Origin of the sequence: Scytonema hofmannii PCC 7110 (genome assembly GCF_000346485.2) — a bacterium.
Taxonomy (GTDB): domain Bacteria; phylum Cyanobacteriota; class Cyanobacteriia; order Cyanobacteriales; family Nostocaceae; genus Scytonema; species Scytonema hofmannii.
In genome coordinates, this window is sequence record NZ_KQ976354.1 from 9,571,062 (window position 1) to 9,589,699 (window position 18,638).

Genomic DNA, 18,638 nt, shown 5'->3' on the forward strand with positions numbered 1-18,638 from the left:
CTTGCAGAGCTTGCTTAGCTTATACGACGTTAGATAGATGACAAAATAAGCAATTACTGTTTGCTTAGATTGTACCAAATATAAATTAAACTAATCAAAAATCATAAATAATTAAGATACAAAGACGTTAAAGAAACCCAAATTCATTTATTAACGTCATAACCATGCTAATTGGATTATGAGGAGTTTTGTCTATGTGGTGTGTGTTTGGAAAATCCAGTGTTAGCGTTGCTACAGCGTGTCTGATAACAACTAGCATAGTCATAACAGGCACAGCTTTTGCTGCCCTAAGGTATACACCTCAACAATTCCGTTCTGTGTTAAGGGGTTTAGGCTATAACATTAAGGTATCAAATGCGCCTCTAACAGACGCGGATACCAAAAAAGTCATCCTTGAATTTCAAAAAGGGTATAAATTAAAACCTGCTGATGGAGTAGCAGGAGAGAAAACTCAAGATCTTGCAGGGGCTACTATTGGAATTTTGCAGGGAAACCTGAATTTGGTAGTTAAGCCAAATCCTCTCTTACCAAAAAATCAATATTATGGTCCAAGGACAGAAGCAGCAGTAAAGCTGTATCAAAAAAAAGTTGGTTTGCAAGAAACTGGAATCGCTGATTTAGCACTCAGGCAAAGACTTGACCAAGAGGCAAAGGACATCTTAAAGGGAGCAGCACCGACACCAACAGCCGAACCAACACCTACAACTGAACCGACACCAACACCTTCACCCACATCTAAACCAAAACCGACAAGAAAACCTACTTCCACTCCAACAACTTCACCCAAGCCAAAGCCTACTTCCACACCGGAGGCATCACCTACAGAAACACCAACACCAGAAGCTACAGAAACACCAACACCAACACCAACACCAACACCGACTTCTACACCCACTCCATAAGCTTAAAAATAGTTAAGGGATGTCCAAGAAATAAATTATTCCCGATTGTGGGACGGGCGTCCTCGCCCGTTCTATATCTGGTGCAGGCGTCAATCCCGCACCACAAGAGAAAGTTGGATATTCTTTTATTTGGAAGTCCCTAACAGTTAACTTTTAAATTCTTTGACTTGGGCTGGGTTCCTCTAAAGGTCTACCTTTAGGAGTAGGAAGAATTGGGCGACCATTATCGTAAGGCATCGGGATGTACTGAACGCTTGGACGTCCGCCTTGGGATTGAGGATACAGATCCATGAGATCGTATATGACACGGGGCAGTCCAACTGTAATGGGCAGCCCCATTTGTGTTGCTTCCTCCGCAGTGATAGGATAGTCGTGGGTAACACGCCCGGTTGTCAGTGCGTCGATAATATTTTCGATGTTTTCTGGCTTGATTTTCTCTGTGGGAACTGAGTCTTTTAATAAAGTCCGTACAAAGCGCTGCACCTGCTCGATCGCTTTGCGAGACAGGTCAGCCATAATAAGAGTCTGGTCGTCAACTTCACCAATCGGTTTCTGTTCAACAACTTTAAGAATGCTAGCTGCTGGAAAGTTACCAAGTTGAGGATCCACTGGTCCGAGGACTGCATTGGCATCCATAACAATTTCATCAGCAGCTAGGGCAAGCATTGTACCACCACTCATAGCATAGTGAGGAACAAAGACACTGACTTTTGCCGGATGGCGAATTAATGCTCTAGCAATTTGTTCGGTTGCTAAGACTAAGCCACCAGGAGTATGCAAAATTAAGTCAATAGGAACTTCTGGTGGGGTCAGGCGAATTGCCCGCAAAATTTGTTCCGAATCTTCAATGGTAATGTAACGCGATACGGGAATGCCTAAAAAGCTGATAGATTCTTGGCGATGAATGAGCAATATGACTCGGCTTTTTCGTTGCTGTTGAAATTCCTGAATGGTGCGGATGCGACGAAACTCTATCTGACGTTTCTGCCACAAGGGTTGCAGAGAAGAAAGAAGGAGAAAAATCCAGAATAAATCACCTATACCGAAGCCCATAGGATTGATTGTAACAAACTAAGGGTAGTCGTCCTTATTGTGACAATTTTTAGAAATTTACTGGTCTATCTGGAGAGTTAGAAGGGCATTGGGCATTGGATATCATTCCTGCGTCCCATTTTCCCTATTCCCCATTCCCCATTCCCCATTCCCTCTTTTCATCAAGGTATTTGAATTTCAGTGACAAAAGCTTCTAGTACGGGTAAATCCTCTAGTGAAAGTGTTTCATCCTCAATAACTTCAGTCCCAAATGTTTTGATATGGGAATGGACGGCAGATTTAACATCAGCTAGGGCTTCCTCGTAGGTATCACCTTGACCAACCACAATCCCTTTGATGCCAAGGGGATAAGCAATATAACCATCAGAATGTTTTTCTACAATAATTTTTATGTGTTTCATCTTTTTTAATAACAACTTGCTGTAAGTACAGAATACTTTAACCATGTCGCCAAATTTTAATAGTGTCGTCATCGCTGCCTGTGACGATTATTTTTCCGTTAGGGCTGAAAGCAATGGATCGGACATAGCTGGTATGCCCTGTGAGAGTCATAACCTCAGCGCCTGTACTGACTTGCCAGATTTTGATAGTGCGATCCCAACTTCCACTGGCTAAAAATTGACCGTTGGGACTGAAAGCAACTGACCACACTGAGTCAGCGTGACCAGTTATGGTAACAATTTCTTGTTTTGTGTTAACATTCCAAAGTTTGATTGTATTATCAGCACTGCCACTTGCTAAAATTTGCCCATTGGGACTGAAGGCAACGGAGTTTACAAAGAAGGAATGACCTGTGAAGGTGTGCAGTTCTCTGCCTGTACTCACTTGCCAAAGCTTGATCGAACAGTCAGCACTACCACTTGCTAGAAGCTGACCATCTTGGCTGAAGGCGATTGACCATACTGAATCAGTATGTCCTGTGAGACTGCGGATTTCTACAGATGTGCTTGCCAGCCACAACTTAATTGTGCCGTCAGCTCCAGCACTGGCCAACATTCGCCCAAGCCCTGCTTGATACGAAGAAGAATCTGGCAAGAGGGGACTAAAGGTCACTGAATTGACCCAGTTGGAATGACCCGTGAATGTGCGAATTTCCTTGCCTGTATTTATTTGCCACAACTTTATTGTTTCATCAGAACTTGCACTGGCAAGCAACTGCCCATCAGGACTAAAGGCAACTGCATTCACCATATTGGAATGACCCGAAAACCAACGACCAAAAGTACGTATGAGTTTTCCATTGCTCAACTGCCACAATTTAACTGTGTGATCGTTACTTCCACTGGCGATCGCTTGACCATCAGGACTAATAGCGACGGCATGAACCATGCTGGAGTGACCGACCATAGTACGTATGCACTGCCATTGTAAAGAGGTTTCTGAGGAAAGGGGAGCGCGAGTAGGAGCAAAGAACTGTCTGCTAGTACGAGATTGAGGTGTAAGGCTTTGAGAGTGGGAACTAGACGAAAGCAACTGTGTGGGGGCAAGTTCTTCGTCTCCAGAAAGTAGATCTAGCCATTGTTGCACGGATTGGGGGCGATGGTGGGGCTGTAAATTCATCCCCCGCAAAATTGCTTCATTGACCCTGTTACTGATATTAGGATTATACTGTTGTGGTGGCTCTAGAGGAATTTCCTGGCTTCTGTCAACCGCATTTCTCGGTAAAACTCCTGTTAATATATTATATAATGTAGCAGCGAGAGCATAAACGTCAATGTATTCTCCTCTTGGTGCTTCCAATTCATATTGTTCGGGAGGGGCAAAACCGGGAGTACGATATACTGTATGTCTCTGGACTGCATTCGGGATAAATTCTCTAGCAATACCAAAGTCAATCAGTACAGCCTCATTTTTGTTAGCACGAATCATAATATTGCGTGGCTTGATATCTCGATGTAGCAAGCCTTTATTATGAATAACTTTCAGCGCATCACCAACTTGCTGGATGTATAAGAGTGCTTCCGTTTCTGATAATATTCCCAGACGGCGAACTCGGTTGCCCAGATCTTCGCCCTCAATATACTCCATAACTATGCAAGGAAGATTATCTTCATCAAAAATATTTTCTATCTGCACGATATGAGGATGGCGACAGACAGCAAGCCGAACTGCTTCATCGCGAAAATCTTGCTTCAATTTCACTTGGTGCGGCTTCCAAGCAGCCTTATTAAGAAGTTCTTCTCTAAGTGTTTTAATAACCCGCAGTTCTTTCTGCTCATTTCTGGCGAGGTAGGTCATACCAATTCCTCCCTCGCCTAGTTTACTTAAAATAATATACCGTCCCCCAAACAACTCTTGTCCTGCATTCCAGACCATTCGTAGTAATCGCCAAATTCTGTATTTATTCTGGCACAGCTATAAGATTGAGATTTAGTAGGGCAACCAACTTCCTTCGCCGTCACGCTGATACAGTGAGGATTGAAGGAAAATTTTATTAGTAAACTATGCTTATATTATCCTTAGATAATCACCGATTAAAAACTAAGAAAATTTTAAGATTTGTTTAATAACTAAAATTGAAGACCATGAGAATCATGTTGGATTTTGGAAATATACGTAGGTAGAGCTAAATCCCTCCGTATTCAGCACTATCATCGCATATTTTGGTATAAAATATTTGGGGTGATTGAAAAATTAAGGAATATTGCCCGTTCTTTCTTTCAAGAAAAAACTAAGTATAATTCGGAATGTTAGAAGATTATTTTGTAGCTATATATGTTTTTTTCAAGTGTGTTTATACAAAAATACAACCCACTCTACAAGAAGAAAGGCAAAGGGTAGAAAGTAGACGACAAAAGAGCCATACTTTTTATTTCACAAGTCTGTGTTTATGCTTGAGCATCTAAATTTAAGACAAAAATTAACAATTTTGCTGTCAATTGTAGTTATAGTGGGTTTAAGCTTGGGTGGGTTGGCGTTGTCTGCAGTCCTCAGGCACAATGCAAAGCAAGAAATAACAGCAACAGCCTTGTTGATTATGGAAACCATGAGTTCTGTCCGTGACTATACCAATCAACAGGTAAATCTGGAGTTAGCTGATAAATTAGCGGTTGATTTTGTACCCCAAAGTGTACCAGCTTACTCAGCCAGAGAAGTTTTTGAAGTTTTGCGAAAAAGAACAGAATATAAAGACTTTTTTTATAAGGAAGCAACACTAAATCCAACAAACTTGCGAGATAAAGCTGACAGTTTTGAAACCCAAATTGTTGAGCGATTCCGAAAAAACAAAAATTTCAAAGAATTGAATGGGTTTCGTGAACTACCAGGGGGAGATATTTTTTATATTGCTCGCCCGCTATTGGTCACCGAATCAACGTGTTTGGTGTGTCACAGCACTTTTAATGTTGCACCCAAAACTATGATTGACCGATATGGTTCAGTCAACGGATTCGGGTGGAAGTTGCATGAAATTGTAGGTGCTCAGATTATATCAGTACCTGCAAGGAAAGTTATCCAAAAAACACAGCAATCCTCTTTCTGGATTCTTGGAATTGTTTCCACTATGTTTATTGCTATCATTATCTTGGTGAATATTTTCTTAAATCATCAAATTCTTCGCCCTCTCAAACACATAACTCGCGTTGCTGAGGAAGTAAGTACAGGGCATATGGATGTAGATTTTCGGGAGATATCTAATGATGAAATTGGGAAGTTAGCCAAAGCTTTTAACCGAATGAAATTGAGTTTAGAACTGGCAATGAGAAAACTCAAACAGTTTTATAGTTCAGAAGAAAATTAGAAAATAGGGACGAGAGACTACTTTTTATTCACCCTAACGTACATATTTCATAGCAATGACTTAAATTGAGTGATAATTATGCTAAAAAATTTAAAACTAAAACAAAAATTTACAATTTTGTTACTTGTAATTCTTATAGTAGGTGTAACCTTTAGTGGAATTGCACTTTCTACAATATTAAATCAAAACGCTAGAGATGAAATTACCGCAAAAGCTTTATCTCTCATTGATACAATGTCTTCCGTGCGGGAGTATACAATTACTCAAATCACCCCAGAACTTACTGATGATTTAACAACTAAGTTTTTACCACAAACTGTCGCGGCATATTCAGCAAGAGAAGTTTTTGAAATTTTGCGAAAAAGGCCGGAATATCGTGACTTCTTTTATAAAGAAGCAACACTTAACCCAACGAACCTCCGAGATAAAGCCGACAGTTTTGAAACTCAAATTGTAGAAGGCTTTAGAAAAAATAAAAAATCAAAACAGGTAAGCGGATTTCGCTCGCTTCCTGGTAGTGATGTTTTTTACATTGCTCGTCCGCTAGCCGTGACAAAGGAAAGTTGTCTTGTCTGCCATAGCGCCCCTGATGCTGCACCCAAAACCATGATTGAACGTTACGGCACTGCGGGTGGATTTAATTGGCATTTGAATGAAATTGTAGCCGCTCAAATAGTTTCATTGCCCGCAAGCAGAGTTATTGAAAAAGCCAATCAATCTCTTTTCATTATGATAGGGCTTGTGTCTACTTTGTTTGTGGCTGTTATCTTGCTAGTCAATTTCTTTTTAAATCGAGAAGTTGTTGTGCCTCTCAAGCGTATAACTCGCGTAGCTGAGGAAGTCAGTACTGGGCATATGGATGTTGATTTTGAGCAGTTGACAAATGATGAAATTGGCAATCTTGCTAAAGCTTTCAAACGAATGAAGCTTAGTTTAGAGATGGCAATGAAAAGAATCAAACGTACTTATGGCAATACGGGGAGTGTGTAATTTTGGATTTTGGATTTTGGATTTTGGATTTTGGATTTTAGATTTTAGATTTTAGATTTTAGATTTTGGATTTTGGATTTTGGATTTTGGATTTTAGATTTTGGATTGAAAAGCTTTGTGTTTGAACGGGTTCAAAGAAAAGCAAACAATATTTCCCTATGAAAAGAGTGGTTAATTATTTTACTAACTACTAACTGCTCTTTCCAATTGGAAAAAAGAATGCAACGAATAGTTGAGCCAGTACTGCTCGGTTAAGAAAAAATGAGAAACCCGGTTTCTTCAAGAAACCGGGTTTTTTGCCTCCTTTTTGAATACTGTCTCGGCGCTCTAGGCAAGGCTTTCTCAATTCTCAATCCAAAATCCAAAATCTAAAATCCAAAATTTAAGAAAATAAACGCTGTCTGAAGGCAAAAGCGTCTTGTGAGTCGAGAATTTCCTTTGCTAGAAGCTCAACAAATTGATATGGCGCGACGTTTGGATGTTCGGCTAGTGTCTCCTCCACTATAAGACTTGCCATCGGTCCAATGTGATAAGCCAGTTCTTGCTGACAGCGTTCTATAAACGCTGGGTTGAGTGAGGATTGCGCTTGAGATGATGGAGCTTGAGGTTGGGATGTTGAGTATCGTGGTTGATAGGATTTGGATTGTGGTTGAACTTGTGGAAATTGCTGTGGAATTTCAAACGGTGGTTGACTCGGAAGTGAACTGAAATTGGCTTCTGGATGTTGGTTTTGGAAAGGTCGATTGGTTGCTGGCAAAAATTCATAATTCACCAAAGTGGGAGGCAAATTCTCATTTTGTGCTTGTAGTTGTGGTGATGGTTGTGGGGATACTTGGGCTATTCCAAGATGCGCTAAGTCTGTGAGAACTTCTCTTGAGTTTTGATAGCGCTGTCTTGGGGTATCAGCTAGTAGTTTATTGAGAATTTGAGCAAATGTATGACTAACATGGGCAAATTGATCCCACCTCCACTCTAAAGAATACTGATCCATTAAAAAACAAGGATCTCTTCCTGTCAGCAGTACTATTGCAGTGACACCTAAAGCATAAAGATCGCTGCTAGGAGAACACAACCCCAAGCTAATTTGTTCGCGGGGAGCATATCCCACCTTACCTACAAGTGACATTTTGCCAACAAAAGTTATCTGGCTATTTCTAGTTACTTCGTTTAAGTCAGCTATCTGCTTTCCTACACCAAAATCTATCAGCACGGGTAACTCTTTTCCTTGAGGCAACATAATGTTGTCAGGGGAAATATCTCTATGGATAATATTGTGTGTGTGAATATATTCCAAAATTGGTAACAGGTTCTTCAGCCACTGTACAACTTCACTTTCACCAAAAACTTGTCCCAGTTTTTGACGTTCTCGTAATAGTGCTGAGTACGTTTTACCATCAACAAACTCTTGTACCAAAAACAGCCGACCATCTCCTTCAAAACAAGCTAAGAATCGAGGGATTTGAGGATGTTCTAATTGATGGAGAATTTTAGCTTCTCTTTTAAATAAATTGCGGCATTTTTCTAGCGCACTTTCTCCCGAACCTGTGGGAGCAAATTCTTTTAAAACGCACGGTTCATTAAAACGACGCGTATCAAATGCCAAATAGGTTCTTCCCAATCCGCCCTGTCCCAAAAGTTTTTGGATGATGTAGCGATTATCGATAAATGTTCCAGAGGGTATTTCTGGTTTAATAACGGGGGATTGAGACATAATACGCGCACTCCTACCTAACCTCAGTATTTTAAAGACAATTAGTTTTATTTTTTACATAAATGATTTTGACAAGTAAAACTTATCTTCAACAGAAAATCCTAGTTTTAGGAGACAATTACATAGCAACAGACCTTAGTTTCTCGATGAATACACGTAATAAAATATACTTTTGAAGCAAGAAACTACTCATTGAACTTGCGAACCTTATAGAGAACCTAAATAATTAATCAGTCGAATTCTTATAAAATACGCAAATCTAACAATCGAATTCTATCAAGCAGTATGGATTACTAGTTTTTATCGCAATATCTCTTATTTAATTGCTTCGGGATTAATCAAGACAGTAGGTGTCTGTTTGACCTGCGCTTCTAGAGGTCTGACTTTTTCCACCAATTTAATAAACTGATCGTAGCTGGGTATTTTAGCAGCAGGAACATAACCGGCGTCTGATATTATGTAACCGGGTGCTTGCTCCATTGCTTTTTGGATCTGCTGCTGTCGATTACGCTCTACTGTAGGTGCTAGGAGTACAACTGCAGGAGGAATCCATCGACTAGTGTGTAGAATCCTAAATTTAGTTCCACTAAATTGCTGCTTGTAAAGCTCAAAATCTTTCTCAGCTATTGCGCCAGCATCTACACTCCCTTCATTGAGCCATTCGAGTACTGTTTTAGGAGTGGGCGCAAAACGAATTTGAGCCAGAGTTAATCCATACAGATCGTAGAGAGGAATATAATAACCAGCCGCAGAACCTACCGATTCCAAAGCAATAGTTTTATTTGCTAGATCTGCTATTTTGATAATCGGTGTATCATCTCGCACTACCAGTAAAGAACGCTGTCTGCTGCTAATTCCCTCCATTGAAAATAAAGGAATGTAAAGCCCTTTGCCCATAGCAATTGCTGCTAAACCAGGAGGGGCAAATACAATCTCCCATCTTTGCCGTTGAATCTGCTCGAGAGCTTGCAATTCGTTATAGGCTGGTTCTAGTTCTACGATTGACTGAGTTTGCGCTGCAAGATAGTTTTTGAATTGCTCGTACTTTTCTAATGAAACTGTTTGTTCGCCATAACTGACTACTCCTACAGTGAGTCTTTCTGTAGTCAAGGGTTCCTTAGCAGGACGGCATCCTACTCCAACTAGAGAGACAACCACACTTAACTGGATGAGTAGAAAGCACCGCCAGGTAATAGTTTTCATAATTAAACTTCTGGTTCTATCCCTGCTGCCCGTAACTGTGCTGCAAGTCGTTCGGCTCGTTGCCGTTCTTGTTCAGCTCGTTGCCGTTCTTGTTCGGCTAATTCAGAACCCCAAAGCAGCATTTGTCCTTGTTCATCCCACCAGCGTAACCAGTTACCTGTACGATTTCCACGGGTTCCTTGCCATATACCAAGATAAAGATTCATTTCTAGTATTTGGTAGCGGTTGTTTTCGTCGGGTTCTTGCAGTGCATACCGTCCTGCATCATCCAATCGATAAACTTCTAGTCTGCCTGTCTCTGGTTCTAAAATGATGTAGTTCAATACTTTTAAAATACGCTCGTAGAAAAACCATTTCCCTGGTGGATAAGTTGGCTTAACGGAATACTCAGTACCATCCACATCTGAGATAAACTCCATGATAACGGCTGGTGTCTCTCCTTGCAATTGCGGTGTATAACTGCGCTTCACCTCTTCTCTTGCTACAGAAATACTGGGTATATACGCCCAATCGGGAGCTTTGAGGGCAACTTTATCATTTAGGGTGGCACAGATGCCGTAATTAGTAGGAGTTAAAGCATTTTCTGGCAATCTGCCATTAACTTCTAAACTTTCGGTTAAAGCTGCGGCAAGGGGCGGTTGGTTAATATTATCCACAGGTTCATCTGGTAGTAAATAATCATCTGGTAATTTTTCCCAAGTAATTTTGTAGTCTTGGTTAGCGACGGCTATCATAACAGGTTTTCCTCTATGTTTTTAGAGTTGTTGATGTTTGATTCTAAATGGTTGGCTTTAGCCTCCCTACTCCCTACTCCCCACTCCCCACTCCCTAGTTTATTCATCATCATCTGGCGCTAAGTCAGCTTCTGTTAGCCCTTGTTGTGGAATTGCTGCAATAATCGCGTCTATAACTTTGGAAACTGGCAAAATCTCAAAGTCGTCAAAGTTAGGATATTTTTGCCCTTTAGGTACGATCGCCCGTTTAAATCCAAGTTTTGCTGCTTCTTTTAATCGCAATTCCATCTGCGATACGGAGCGCACTTGTCCCCCCAAGCCAACTTCTCCAATGAGTACGGTACGGGGGTCTACAATGCGATCGCGGAAACTAGCAACGATTGCTATAGCTATTCCCAAATCGACTGCTGGTTCTTCGACGCTCAACCCCCCTGCGGAAGCAACGTAAGAATCTAATTTCGACATGGGAATCCCTACTCGCTTTTCTAACACTGCTAGGATTTGTACCAAGCGGTTGTAATCTATACCTGTACCTGCACGACGGGGGGAGGGATAACTTGTAGGACTGACCAAAGCTTGCAACTCAACAACAATAGGACGTGTTCCTTCGCAAGCCACAACTAGGGCAGTACCGGGCGCGGGGTCATCACGATTTCCTAAAAATAACTCTGAAGGATTGGGGACTTCTCGCAAACCTGTATCTACCATTTCAAATATACCGATTTCATGCGTTGCCCCAAAGCGATTTTTTACTGTTCTTAATAATCGATGGGATGCAAATCGGTCACCTTCAAAATACAAGACTGTATCTACTAAGTGTTCCAATACTTTTGGTCCGGCGATCGCACCTTCTTTAGTCACGTGTCCCACAATTAACATTGTGATATCTTCGTGCTTTGCGACTTTCATCAAAGCTGCAGTACATTCCCGTACCTGAGCAACAGAACCGGGCGCAGAAGTCAAAGCCGGAAAGAATACCGTTTGAATACTATCAATAACTGCCACATTTGGTCTGAGTGAGTCCATTTCCTTCAAAATCTCTTCCAAATCAGTTTCTGGCAAGATATATAAATCCGCGCCTATAGTCTCAGCCGATTGTATTACCTCAGGAGTTATTTTTTGTACTGCTTCGCTATTTTCATTTTCGTTATCATTGTCATCGCTAACTAAACTAAGAGATTTTGAAACACCCAAACGAGCGGCTCTGAGTTTGACTTGCTGTCCTGACTCTTCTCCAGAAACGTAAAGAATGCGATATCTCTGCGCCAATTCGCTTGATACTTGCAGTAGCAGAGTAGATTTTCCAATTCCCGGATCGCCACCTATAAGTACCATTGAACCGGGGACAACGCCTCCACCAAGGACTCTATCAAGTTCTTCATAGCCAGAAGCCCAACGAGTCACTTGGCGATCGCTAATTTGGTCAAATGTTAGAGAAGCCCGTGCTTTTGCTGGCTTAGCTGTAGGTTTTGTGTTTCCCGCCTGTTGATGCCATCCACTTACCCGCCGACTTGGTATATCTGTCGATGACTGAATAGCCATCTGCTCTTCTAAAGAGTTGTAGGTGCCACAAGCCGGACACTTACCAAACCATTGAGGAGACTCCGAGCCACATTCACTACAAACGTAATATGTCTTTTGCTTTGGCATTTATTATAGCTTATCTTAATTTTTGCTTAAGTTTTTGAGCAAAGTGAAATTCAATAATGGTAGTAGATGCAGGTTTTTTCCATTCAAATTGTGAAATGATATCTTAATACTATGGTACTAAAAATTAAGCATGAAAAATTTTAGTTAAGGAGAGTTGAGAAACTTGGAAAGTCATAAAGAAAAAATTCTGGTAGTAGATGACGAGGCCAGCATTCGTCGGATTTTGGAAACACGCCTTTCTATGATTGGCTATGATGTGGTTACAGCAGGTGATGGTGAAGAAGCGTTGGAAACGTTTCGCAAAGCAGATCCAGACCTAGTCGTCCTTGACGTGATGATGCCAAAGCTAGATGGCTATGGGGTATGCCAAGAATTACGCAAGGAATCTGATGTACCCATTATTATGTTAACAGCCTTGGGAGATGTGGCTGATAGAATTACGGGTTTAGAGTTAGGTGCTGATGATTACGTAGTTAAGCCCTTTTCTCCCAAAGAGTTAGAAGCCCGCATTCGGTCAGTTCTAAGGCGAGTAGACAAAACTGGTGCTTCCGGTATTCCCAGTTCCGGTGTCATTCATGTTGGCAATATTAAAATCGACACTAACAAGCGGCAAGTTTACAAAGGTGACGAACGCATTCGCTTAACAGGCATGGAGTTTAGCTTGCTAGAACTGCTAGTTAGTCGTTCAGGCGAAGCTTTTTCCCGTTCGGAAATTTTGCAGGAAGTGTGGGGATACACACCAGAACGCCATGTAGACACCCGTGTCGTTGACGTGCATATCTCCCGCCTGCGAGCAAAATTAGAAGACGACCCCAGTAACCCAGAATTAATACTGACAGCACGCGGCACTGGTTATTTGTTTCAACGGATAATTGAACCAGGAGAAGAGTGAACAGTGACCAGTGACCAGTGACCAGTGACCAGTGACCAGTGACCACTAACAACTAACAACTAACAACTAGCCATTAATGACAAATGACTTTTTGCGGCGTCTGCCTATCGTAGTGGGTGGGTTAGGCGCTGTGCTTCTGTTGATTAATCGGTTACTGACACCAGACATAACTGATTCTCAAGCACGTGCGGATGTACTTGGTGTGATATTAAGTGCTGTATTAATTTTGATCGGTTTACTATGGCAACAAGTGCAACCGCGACTTCCTGATGCTGTTCAACTTGTGGGTGAAGAAGGTTTTGTCCTAGCCCCAGATTTACCGGAAACTGTAAAAACAGAACTTGCCTGGGCATCGCATCTGTTGTTAACTAATACAGTGACGCGATCGCTCGTTGTTTATTATCAAGGTAAAGTTTTGTTACGCAGGGGAATTTTAGCTGAAAAATCAGAGGTAGTACCCAGAGCAATACTCAAGAGAGTGCTAGAAAAACAAAAGCCAGTGTATTTGGTAGATTTAAAAGTTTACCCAGGACGAATTGAATTTGATTATTTACCAGAGAATACTCAAGGTGTCATTTGTCAACCGATTGGTAAAGAAGGCGTCTTCATCTTAGGTGCAAATGCTCCCCGAAGCTACACCAAACAAGATGAAATCTGGATTGCCGGAATAGCAGATAAATTAGCTGTTACGCTAAAGGGTTAGTGGTTAGTAGTTAGTAGTTAGTAGTGAATGGGAAAACAACTAACCACCAACCACTAACCACCAACCACTAACCACTAACTTTATGACAATTATTTACGTTTTAATCGTTGTTCTGATGCTTGTAGGTATTGCAGGTGCAGTTATTCCTGCCCTTCCAGGAGCAAGCTTAATTTTAATTGGAATTATTATTTGGGGCTTTGCCAGTGGTTCTTTTGCAGCTATAAAAATACCGCTTATTGTAACTGTTATAGTTTTACTTCTGAGTATAGGAATTGATTTTTTAGCAGGTTACATAGGAGCACAACAAGCAGGTGCTAGTAAGTGGGGGCAAATTGGAGCAGTGGTAGGATTGCTGCTAGGCTTTTTCGGGTTATTACCCACTTTGCCTGTTGGCGGGCCATTATTGGGGATGTTCTTGGGACCTCTTTTAGGGGCAATTATTGGTGAGTACCTTTACAGACGTGACTTGCTTGTTGCCATTAAAGCCGGGATTGGAATAGTGGTAGGTACAGTACTTGGAAATTTGATTCAAGGGTTGCTGGCAATAGGAGCCGTTGTGACTTTCCTTGTGACCACTTGGCCGCAGGTTTTTGGTTCTTAAAAAATTACCAAATAAACAAAACCCGCCAAGGCGGGTTTTTACTAACTTTCAAAGCACGGATTTTTAAAGAGTAACCTGTGAAAACAGGCTTTATATTATTTCATCAAGACTTTTGATTGATGAAATATTCGCGATTTGCACAAAACGTCAATTAACCAATTTGAGAAGCTTTTTTACGACGCAAGCCCAACAAACCAGCTACTGCCATTGCACCCAAGCCCAAAGTGGTTGTTGGTTCGGGTACTGCTTTTGTAGCTGCTAGTCCAGACAACCGAACACCGTCACCAGTGGTAAATTTGCTGCTATTGATACCGTAGTTTTTGCCAGGGTTACCCATTTGAATCACAAAGGATTTGACGTTCTTCAAAGTTAATGACTGGGTACCATCGTTAGGTCCGGCGTTAAGCAGAGTGCTAATGCTTTGTCCATTCACTTCTAGAATGCCACTGAAACCACTGTCTTCTACGTCAACAAAATCCAGTGACACTTCTTCATATGCCTTGTCAAAGTTGAACAAGAAACGACCAACTTCTAATTGACCAGTTTCAGGTAGTGAACCATCAGACTCGATAGCAACAGGACGGTACCAGTATTGAGTAGCATCAGGATTGGTGCCAAGGTCTGTTGCCTTGAATTTAATTCCTAAACCCCAGCTATTTGCAGTGCCATTCTTGTCAACAAATAAACGGCTACCTCCAAACTGACTGTTGTAATTTAAGCTTTCAACACTAAAGCCCATGGATGTTGTGTCAATACAAGTAGAAGAAACGCAACCTAAGTTGGTTGTGATTTCACCTTCTTGCTGAGGAATCAAAGAAATAGCATGAGCGGCTGGCATAGCAGCAGCTAAACCCATACTTAAACTTGTTCCTAAAATTGTTGCTGCTACTAAATTGAACTTTTGCATAACTTGCTCCCGATTAGATTAGCCCTATTAAATACGGGCAGCAGTTTTAATTTTTTGCCCGCTCTTTACATTCACTAATTTAGCCATCTTTTTTTCAATCGAGAAGTCTAAAAAGCAGAATTGATACAATCTTGATTTTGATATTTATGATTGTATTTTTGTCAGTAGAAATAACTAATACTTAAAAATGATTTGAGTTCTTTCATTCAAGTTTCAAGTTGATAGTATTACTGAATTTTGTTTTACATTACGTAAGTAATTCTCTACCAAGTGTCTTTACTTAAGCTTAAAAACATAATGGGGTTAAAGCCTTTACCAGCATAGGAGAGAACCGTTGAAGTCCAGCTATATTTTGCGATCGCGCTTCTCAACCTCTCAAGTTCTTTTTGTTTACTCAACAATCAATTCCAAATTGCTGTAGTTTTCCGATAAACTACTGGAAGAATTTGTACTGAGTTTTGGGATTTTTAGATCAAAAATAAGTATAAAAAATACTAAGTAATTTTGAGAAAATTTAGGACTGACGAACTGCGATCGACCATATTGCTCAGACAAGCTAGAACAGAAACCCTCCAAGCAATAAATTACCCATCTTGTGGGACGGGCGTCCTCGCCCGTTCTATATGAGTAGGGGTTGTGAGCACCGCACCACAAGAAATTTTGGGAAATTTTTTTATTTGGAAGTCCCTAAGACTCGCTTAAAGACTTTTTCGCTTCTGTTGCAACTGCTTCTACTTCATCTTTTGCCAAAGTTTCCAATACAGGTTTGGCATCTGCACTACCTAAACGCCTGAGAGCTTGCGCTAGTCTATACCGAAGTTGCCAATCTGGATTTGTGACAAATGGAGCTAAAAGGGGAACTGCTTGTGGATCGCCTAGCTCTCCCAAAGAACCAATCGCAGCTGTAATAACTAGCTCATTATTGGAAGCGAGTGCTTCTTTGAGCAACTCAAAGGCTCTTGGATCTCCTAACTCTCCTAATGCAGCAATAATGCTCAACTGGACAATCCATTCTTTGCTTGTACGGTAAACCTGTTGTAAATCTTGAAAAGCTTCCTGTAGCTTAAGAGCGCCCAAACAATCTGCTGCGGCTGCTTGTACATCAGCTTCTGGATCGTTGAAAAGGCGATCGCGCAGCACGTTTAAGGTTAAATCTATATTTTCATTGCCTAAGGTATCCAATTGACTGACGGCTGAGTAACGCACGCGAGAATTGCTGTCATTTATAGCGCTTTGGATTAACTCATAGCCTATAGATGGTTCTAATTGACGAACGAGATTTACTGCACGCAAGCGATCGCCCAAATCTTGCGAGCTAAGCATTTGCTTAACAGATTCTGGAGTAGTACTCATTTTTTTGTTAGTGGTTAGTGGTTAATAGTTAGTGGTTAATGGTTAGTGGTTAGTGGTTAGGGGTAGAAACATTCAACAACTAACAACTAACAACTAACAACTAACTGTCTTGACTTGCTGCCATTGCTCGGATAATATCACCACGGGTAAGAATACCAATGACTTGACTCTCGCTGTCAAGTACTGGAAGACGGTGAATATTGCGATCGTGCATGAGCCTAGCTGCTTCTGTTACAGTTTTGTCAGGAAAAATTGTGATGGGGTTGTGACTCATCACTTCGCCAACTGTTTGCCCTAATGCTTTATGTAAGTCACGTTCATAAGTACCGGGATTCTGTAAATAGATAACGCTGTCAAGAAACATTATGTAAGCCGGAGGTGTCACCCCTGTTTCTTGCCACATTAAATCTGTTTCCGAGATAATGCCTACCAATTTCCCGGTATTGTCTATAACGGGTAGTCCGCTGATTCGTCGCTCTGCCAAAATTTGAATGGCTTCCTTCAAAGGAGTTTCAGGTCGCACAACAACTGGGTTATGGCTCATGATATCGGCAACGGTTTTAGGCATTTGCTTGCTGTCACTTTCTATTTACTTCATTGCCATCATTGTATGTAATTGCCGTAGCAATAACCCTCTTCCTATTCACACATTTTAACCAAAAACAGTGACCAGTAAACAGTGACCAGTAAACAGTGACCAGTGACCAGTGTCAATTGGGTGGACGCTTAACATTTAATGCTTCAGTAGCTGATATTCCCTCGCCTTGAGTCCCAACGTACCACAAAACTGCTGCTGCCTCAGCACGAGTGACTGGCTTTTTCGGCTGAAATAGTGTGGTGTATCCAAATACACGTCGGATATTTGATTGTTCGCCATTCTGATGATCTGCCAGAATTGCTCGCAATGCTTTAGGGTCTATTTTCCCAGCATCCTGAAAACCCCAAGTTTGCTTGATTGCTTCTAAATTGGCATTTGGTAAGGCTTGGCGTATATCCAAAGGCACTTTCCACAAAATCAATTGTTCTCGTGTCAGAGGTGCGCCGGAACGAAACAATACTGCTGTAGAATCTCCTGATAAAAGGCTGGGAATTAATCCAGCTTCAGCTAATCCCTGAATCACTGGGAAATCTGGGTCGGTTTTTGGAACATCACTAAAAGCAGGTTGAGAACCAGAGGATGCTAAGCGAATCTGTTTGGCTGGATCGCTGGCATATATAGTATTGTTAGCAGTGACTAGCCAACGAGCATATTCACGTCGAGCAATAATTTTATTGGGTTCAAATTGGTTTGTTGCAACACCTCGATCGCTCTTAGCAGCATTTGAGCTTACGGATAAGACGCCCAACTCAGCTAAATCTCGAATGTATCTTTGGAATTCTTGGGGTGCTTTGCTTAAATCGCTAAATTCTTGAGGATTAGAAATTGCTGTGGCGTTGGCGGTAATGTTGGTTGGTTCGGAAGTTGTATTTGGTTGCGTTATTGGTTCGTTCGATCGCACCGGACCGACAAACTGTGATTCACTAGGTTGTGGAACTTCCGTTGCAGTTGTTTCGGGGCTGGAGGTAGGAGTTGGGGTAGCTTGTGCTATTGCTGTAGAATTTGGTTGATAATCAATCACTATCTCAGTTGAGGTTTGTGGTTGATTGGGTGCGGCGTTAGTGACAGTTTTGGGCTGAATAGAAACTTTGAGTAACAAGCGATCGCGTCGCGCCTCAATGAAATTTCCCTGCTCGTTGGACTGTTGTACAATTTGCCAGTTGTTTGCTGGAAGTTGTTGGAGATAGTAGCTAGCAATGATATTACTGGGGTCAATGCTCACCCAGCGAGTTGATGATGCACCTAGTTTTTCATCACTAGGTGGTGTCACTTCTTGCAAATTGGCATTGGGATATAAAGGGATATCCTTGGGAAAATCAGCAGGTAAGTTAACTGTTGCTCGATTGGTTTGCTGTTGTTGGTTTGTGCTTGCTTCTTGAGAAGCAAGACTAACTGGGTTACTGCTTAGCTTCGGATCTGCTGCCAAAGACCGCTCAATTTCTTTGGCAGTTGGACTATTGGCACAGGCTGTTAACGCAGCTAGTAGAACAGCCACACTTATCGCAACAACTGGACGTTTACTTTGCAACACGGACAACCATAAATGAGCAGATCAATTTCTACAGTAGCGCAGAGTGGGACGATTTACGGTGATGTTGAGTC

At 41.5% G+C, this 18,638-nt stretch carries 18 protein-coding genes; 6 read left to right on the plus strand and 12 right to left on the minus strand.

Annotation, left to right across the window (positions count from 1 at the left end; translation table 11 throughout):
• Window positions 1-194: 194 nt before the first annotated feature.
• On the plus strand, window positions 195-902 hold the full coding sequence (locus tag WA1_RS40320; protein WP_017742693.1) for a peptidoglycan-binding domain-containing protein: 708 nt from the start codon (window positions 195-197) through the stop codon (window positions 900-902).
• A gap of 153 nt (window positions 903-1,055) precedes the next feature.
• Here the strand turns inward: WA1_RS40320 and WA1_RS40325 are convergent, their stop codons facing one another.
• The 3 genes from WA1_RS40325 to WA1_RS40335 form a co-directional block, all read right to left on the minus strand.
• Window positions 1,056-1,955 (minus strand): SDH family Clp fold serine proteinase, encoded by a 900-nt coding sequence (locus WA1_RS40325; protein WP_017742694.1) that lies wholly within the window; start codon window positions 1,953-1,955, stop codon window positions 1,056-1,058.
• A 161-nt stretch (window positions 1,956-2,116) separates the two neighbouring features.
• Window positions 2,117-2,356 (minus strand): type II toxin-antitoxin system HicB family antitoxin, encoded by a 240-nt coding sequence (locus tag WA1_RS40330; protein ID WP_017742695.1) that lies wholly within the window; start codon window positions 2,354-2,356, stop codon window positions 2,117-2,119.
• A 37-nt stretch (window positions 2,357-2,393) separates the two neighbouring features.
• A complete protein-coding gene (locus WA1_RS40335; RefSeq protein WP_017742696.1) occupies window positions 2,394-4,271 on the minus strand; it encodes a serine/threonine-protein kinase in 1,878 nt (625 codons plus the stop codon).
• 514 nt (window positions 4,272-4,785) lie between these two features.
• On the opposite strand from WA1_RS40335, the gene WA1_RS40340 reads away from it, so the two are divergent.
• Window positions 4,786-5,694, plus strand: a complete 909-nt coding sequence (locus WA1_RS40340) for a c-type heme family protein (protein WP_017742697.1) — start codon at window positions 4,786-4,788, stop codon at window positions 5,692-5,694.
• 78 nt (window positions 5,695-5,772) lie between these two features.
• Window positions 5,773-6,684 carry a c-type heme family protein gene (locus WA1_RS40345; protein ID WP_017742698.1) on the plus strand — a complete coding sequence of 304 codons (912 nt, stop codon included), beginning with the start codon at window positions 5,773-5,775 and terminating at the stop codon, window positions 6,682-6,684.
• 382 nt (window positions 6,685-7,066) lie between these two features.
• On the opposite strand, the gene WA1_RS40350 is transcribed toward WA1_RS40345, so the two are convergent.
• The 4 genes from WA1_RS40350 to radA form a co-directional block, all read right to left on the minus strand.
• Window positions 7,067-8,395 (minus strand): serine/threonine-protein kinase, encoded by a 1,329-nt coding sequence (locus WA1_RS40350; RefSeq protein WP_017742699.1) that lies wholly within the window; start codon window positions 8,393-8,395, stop codon window positions 7,067-7,069.
• Between the two features lie 315 nt (window positions 8,396-8,710).
• The gene (locus WA1_RS40355; RefSeq protein WP_017742700.1) at window positions 8,711-9,598 is read right to left on the minus strand and encodes a phosphate/phosphite/phosphonate ABC transporter substrate-binding protein; all 888 of its coding nucleotides are present in this window, start codon (window positions 9,596-9,598) and stop codon (window positions 8,711-8,713) included.
• Window positions 9,599-9,600: 2 nt separating this feature from the next.
• Window positions 9,601-10,332: a Uma2 family endonuclease gene (locus WA1_RS40360; RefSeq protein WP_017742701.1), complete on the minus strand. Its 732-nt coding sequence runs from the start codon at window positions 10,330-10,332 to the stop codon at window positions 9,601-9,603.
• Between the two features lie 99 nt (window positions 10,333-10,431).
• Complete coding sequence (gene radA / locus WA1_RS40365) at window positions 10,432-11,982, minus strand: DNA repair protein RadA (protein ID WP_017742703.1); 1,551 nt, start codon at window positions 11,980-11,982, stop codon at window positions 10,432-10,434.
• Window positions 11,983-12,145: 163 nt separating this feature from the next.
• On the opposite strand from radA, the gene rpaB reads away from it, so the two are divergent.
• The 3 genes from rpaB to WA1_RS40380 all read left to right on the plus strand — a co-directional run bounded on the left by rpaB (window position 12,146) and on the right by WA1_RS40380 (window position 14,178).
• Window positions 12,146-12,874: a response regulator transcription factor RpaB gene (rpaB, locus tag WA1_RS40370; protein ID WP_017742704.1), complete on the plus strand. Its 729-nt coding sequence runs from the start codon at window positions 12,146-12,148 to the stop codon at window positions 12,872-12,874.
• A gap of 76 nt (window positions 12,875-12,950) precedes the next feature.
• Window positions 12,951-13,577, plus strand: coding sequence for a cofactor assembly of complex C subunit B (locus tag WA1_RS40375; RefSeq protein ID WP_017742705.1), 627 nt, complete (start codon window positions 12,951-12,953; stop codon window positions 13,575-13,577).
• Window positions 13,578-13,659: 82 nt separating this feature from the next.
• Window positions 13,660-14,178 (plus strand): DUF456 domain-containing protein, encoded by a 519-nt coding sequence (locus WA1_RS40380; protein WP_017742706.1) that lies wholly within the window; start codon window positions 13,660-13,662, stop codon window positions 14,176-14,178.
• Window positions 14,179-14,329: 151 nt separating this feature from the next.
• Here the strand turns inward: WA1_RS40380 and WA1_RS40385 are convergent, their stop codons facing one another.
• From WA1_RS40385 to WA1_RS40400, 5 genes are all read right to left on the minus strand, one after another.
• On the minus strand, window positions 14,330-15,085 hold the full coding sequence (locus WA1_RS40385; protein WP_017742707.1) for an LEVG family PEP-CTERM protein: 756 nt from the start codon (window positions 15,083-15,085) through the stop codon (window positions 14,330-14,332).
• 263 nt (window positions 15,086-15,348) lie between these two features.
• Window positions 15,349-15,483, minus strand: coding sequence for a hypothetical protein (locus WA1_RS60795; RefSeq protein WP_272819330.1), 135 nt, complete (start codon window positions 15,481-15,483; stop codon window positions 15,349-15,351).
• A 289-nt stretch (window positions 15,484-15,772) separates the two neighbouring features.
• A complete protein-coding gene (gene nblB / locus WA1_RS40390; RefSeq protein WP_017742708.1) occupies window positions 15,773-16,438 on the minus strand; it encodes a phycobilisome degradation protein NblB in 666 nt (221 codons plus the stop codon).
• A 100-nt stretch (window positions 16,439-16,538) separates the two neighbouring features.
• Window positions 16,539-17,006, minus strand: a complete 468-nt coding sequence (locus WA1_RS40395) for a CBS domain-containing protein (RefSeq protein ID WP_017742709.1) — start codon at window positions 17,004-17,006, stop codon at window positions 16,539-16,541.
• 142 nt (window positions 17,007-17,148) lie between these two features.
• The gene (locus WA1_RS40400) at window positions 17,149-18,567 is read right to left on the minus strand and encodes an S-layer homology domain-containing protein (protein ID WP_017742710.1); all 1,419 of its coding nucleotides are present in this window, start codon (window positions 18,565-18,567) and stop codon (window positions 17,149-17,151) included.
• Between the last annotated feature and the right edge of the window lie 71 nt (window positions 18,568-18,638).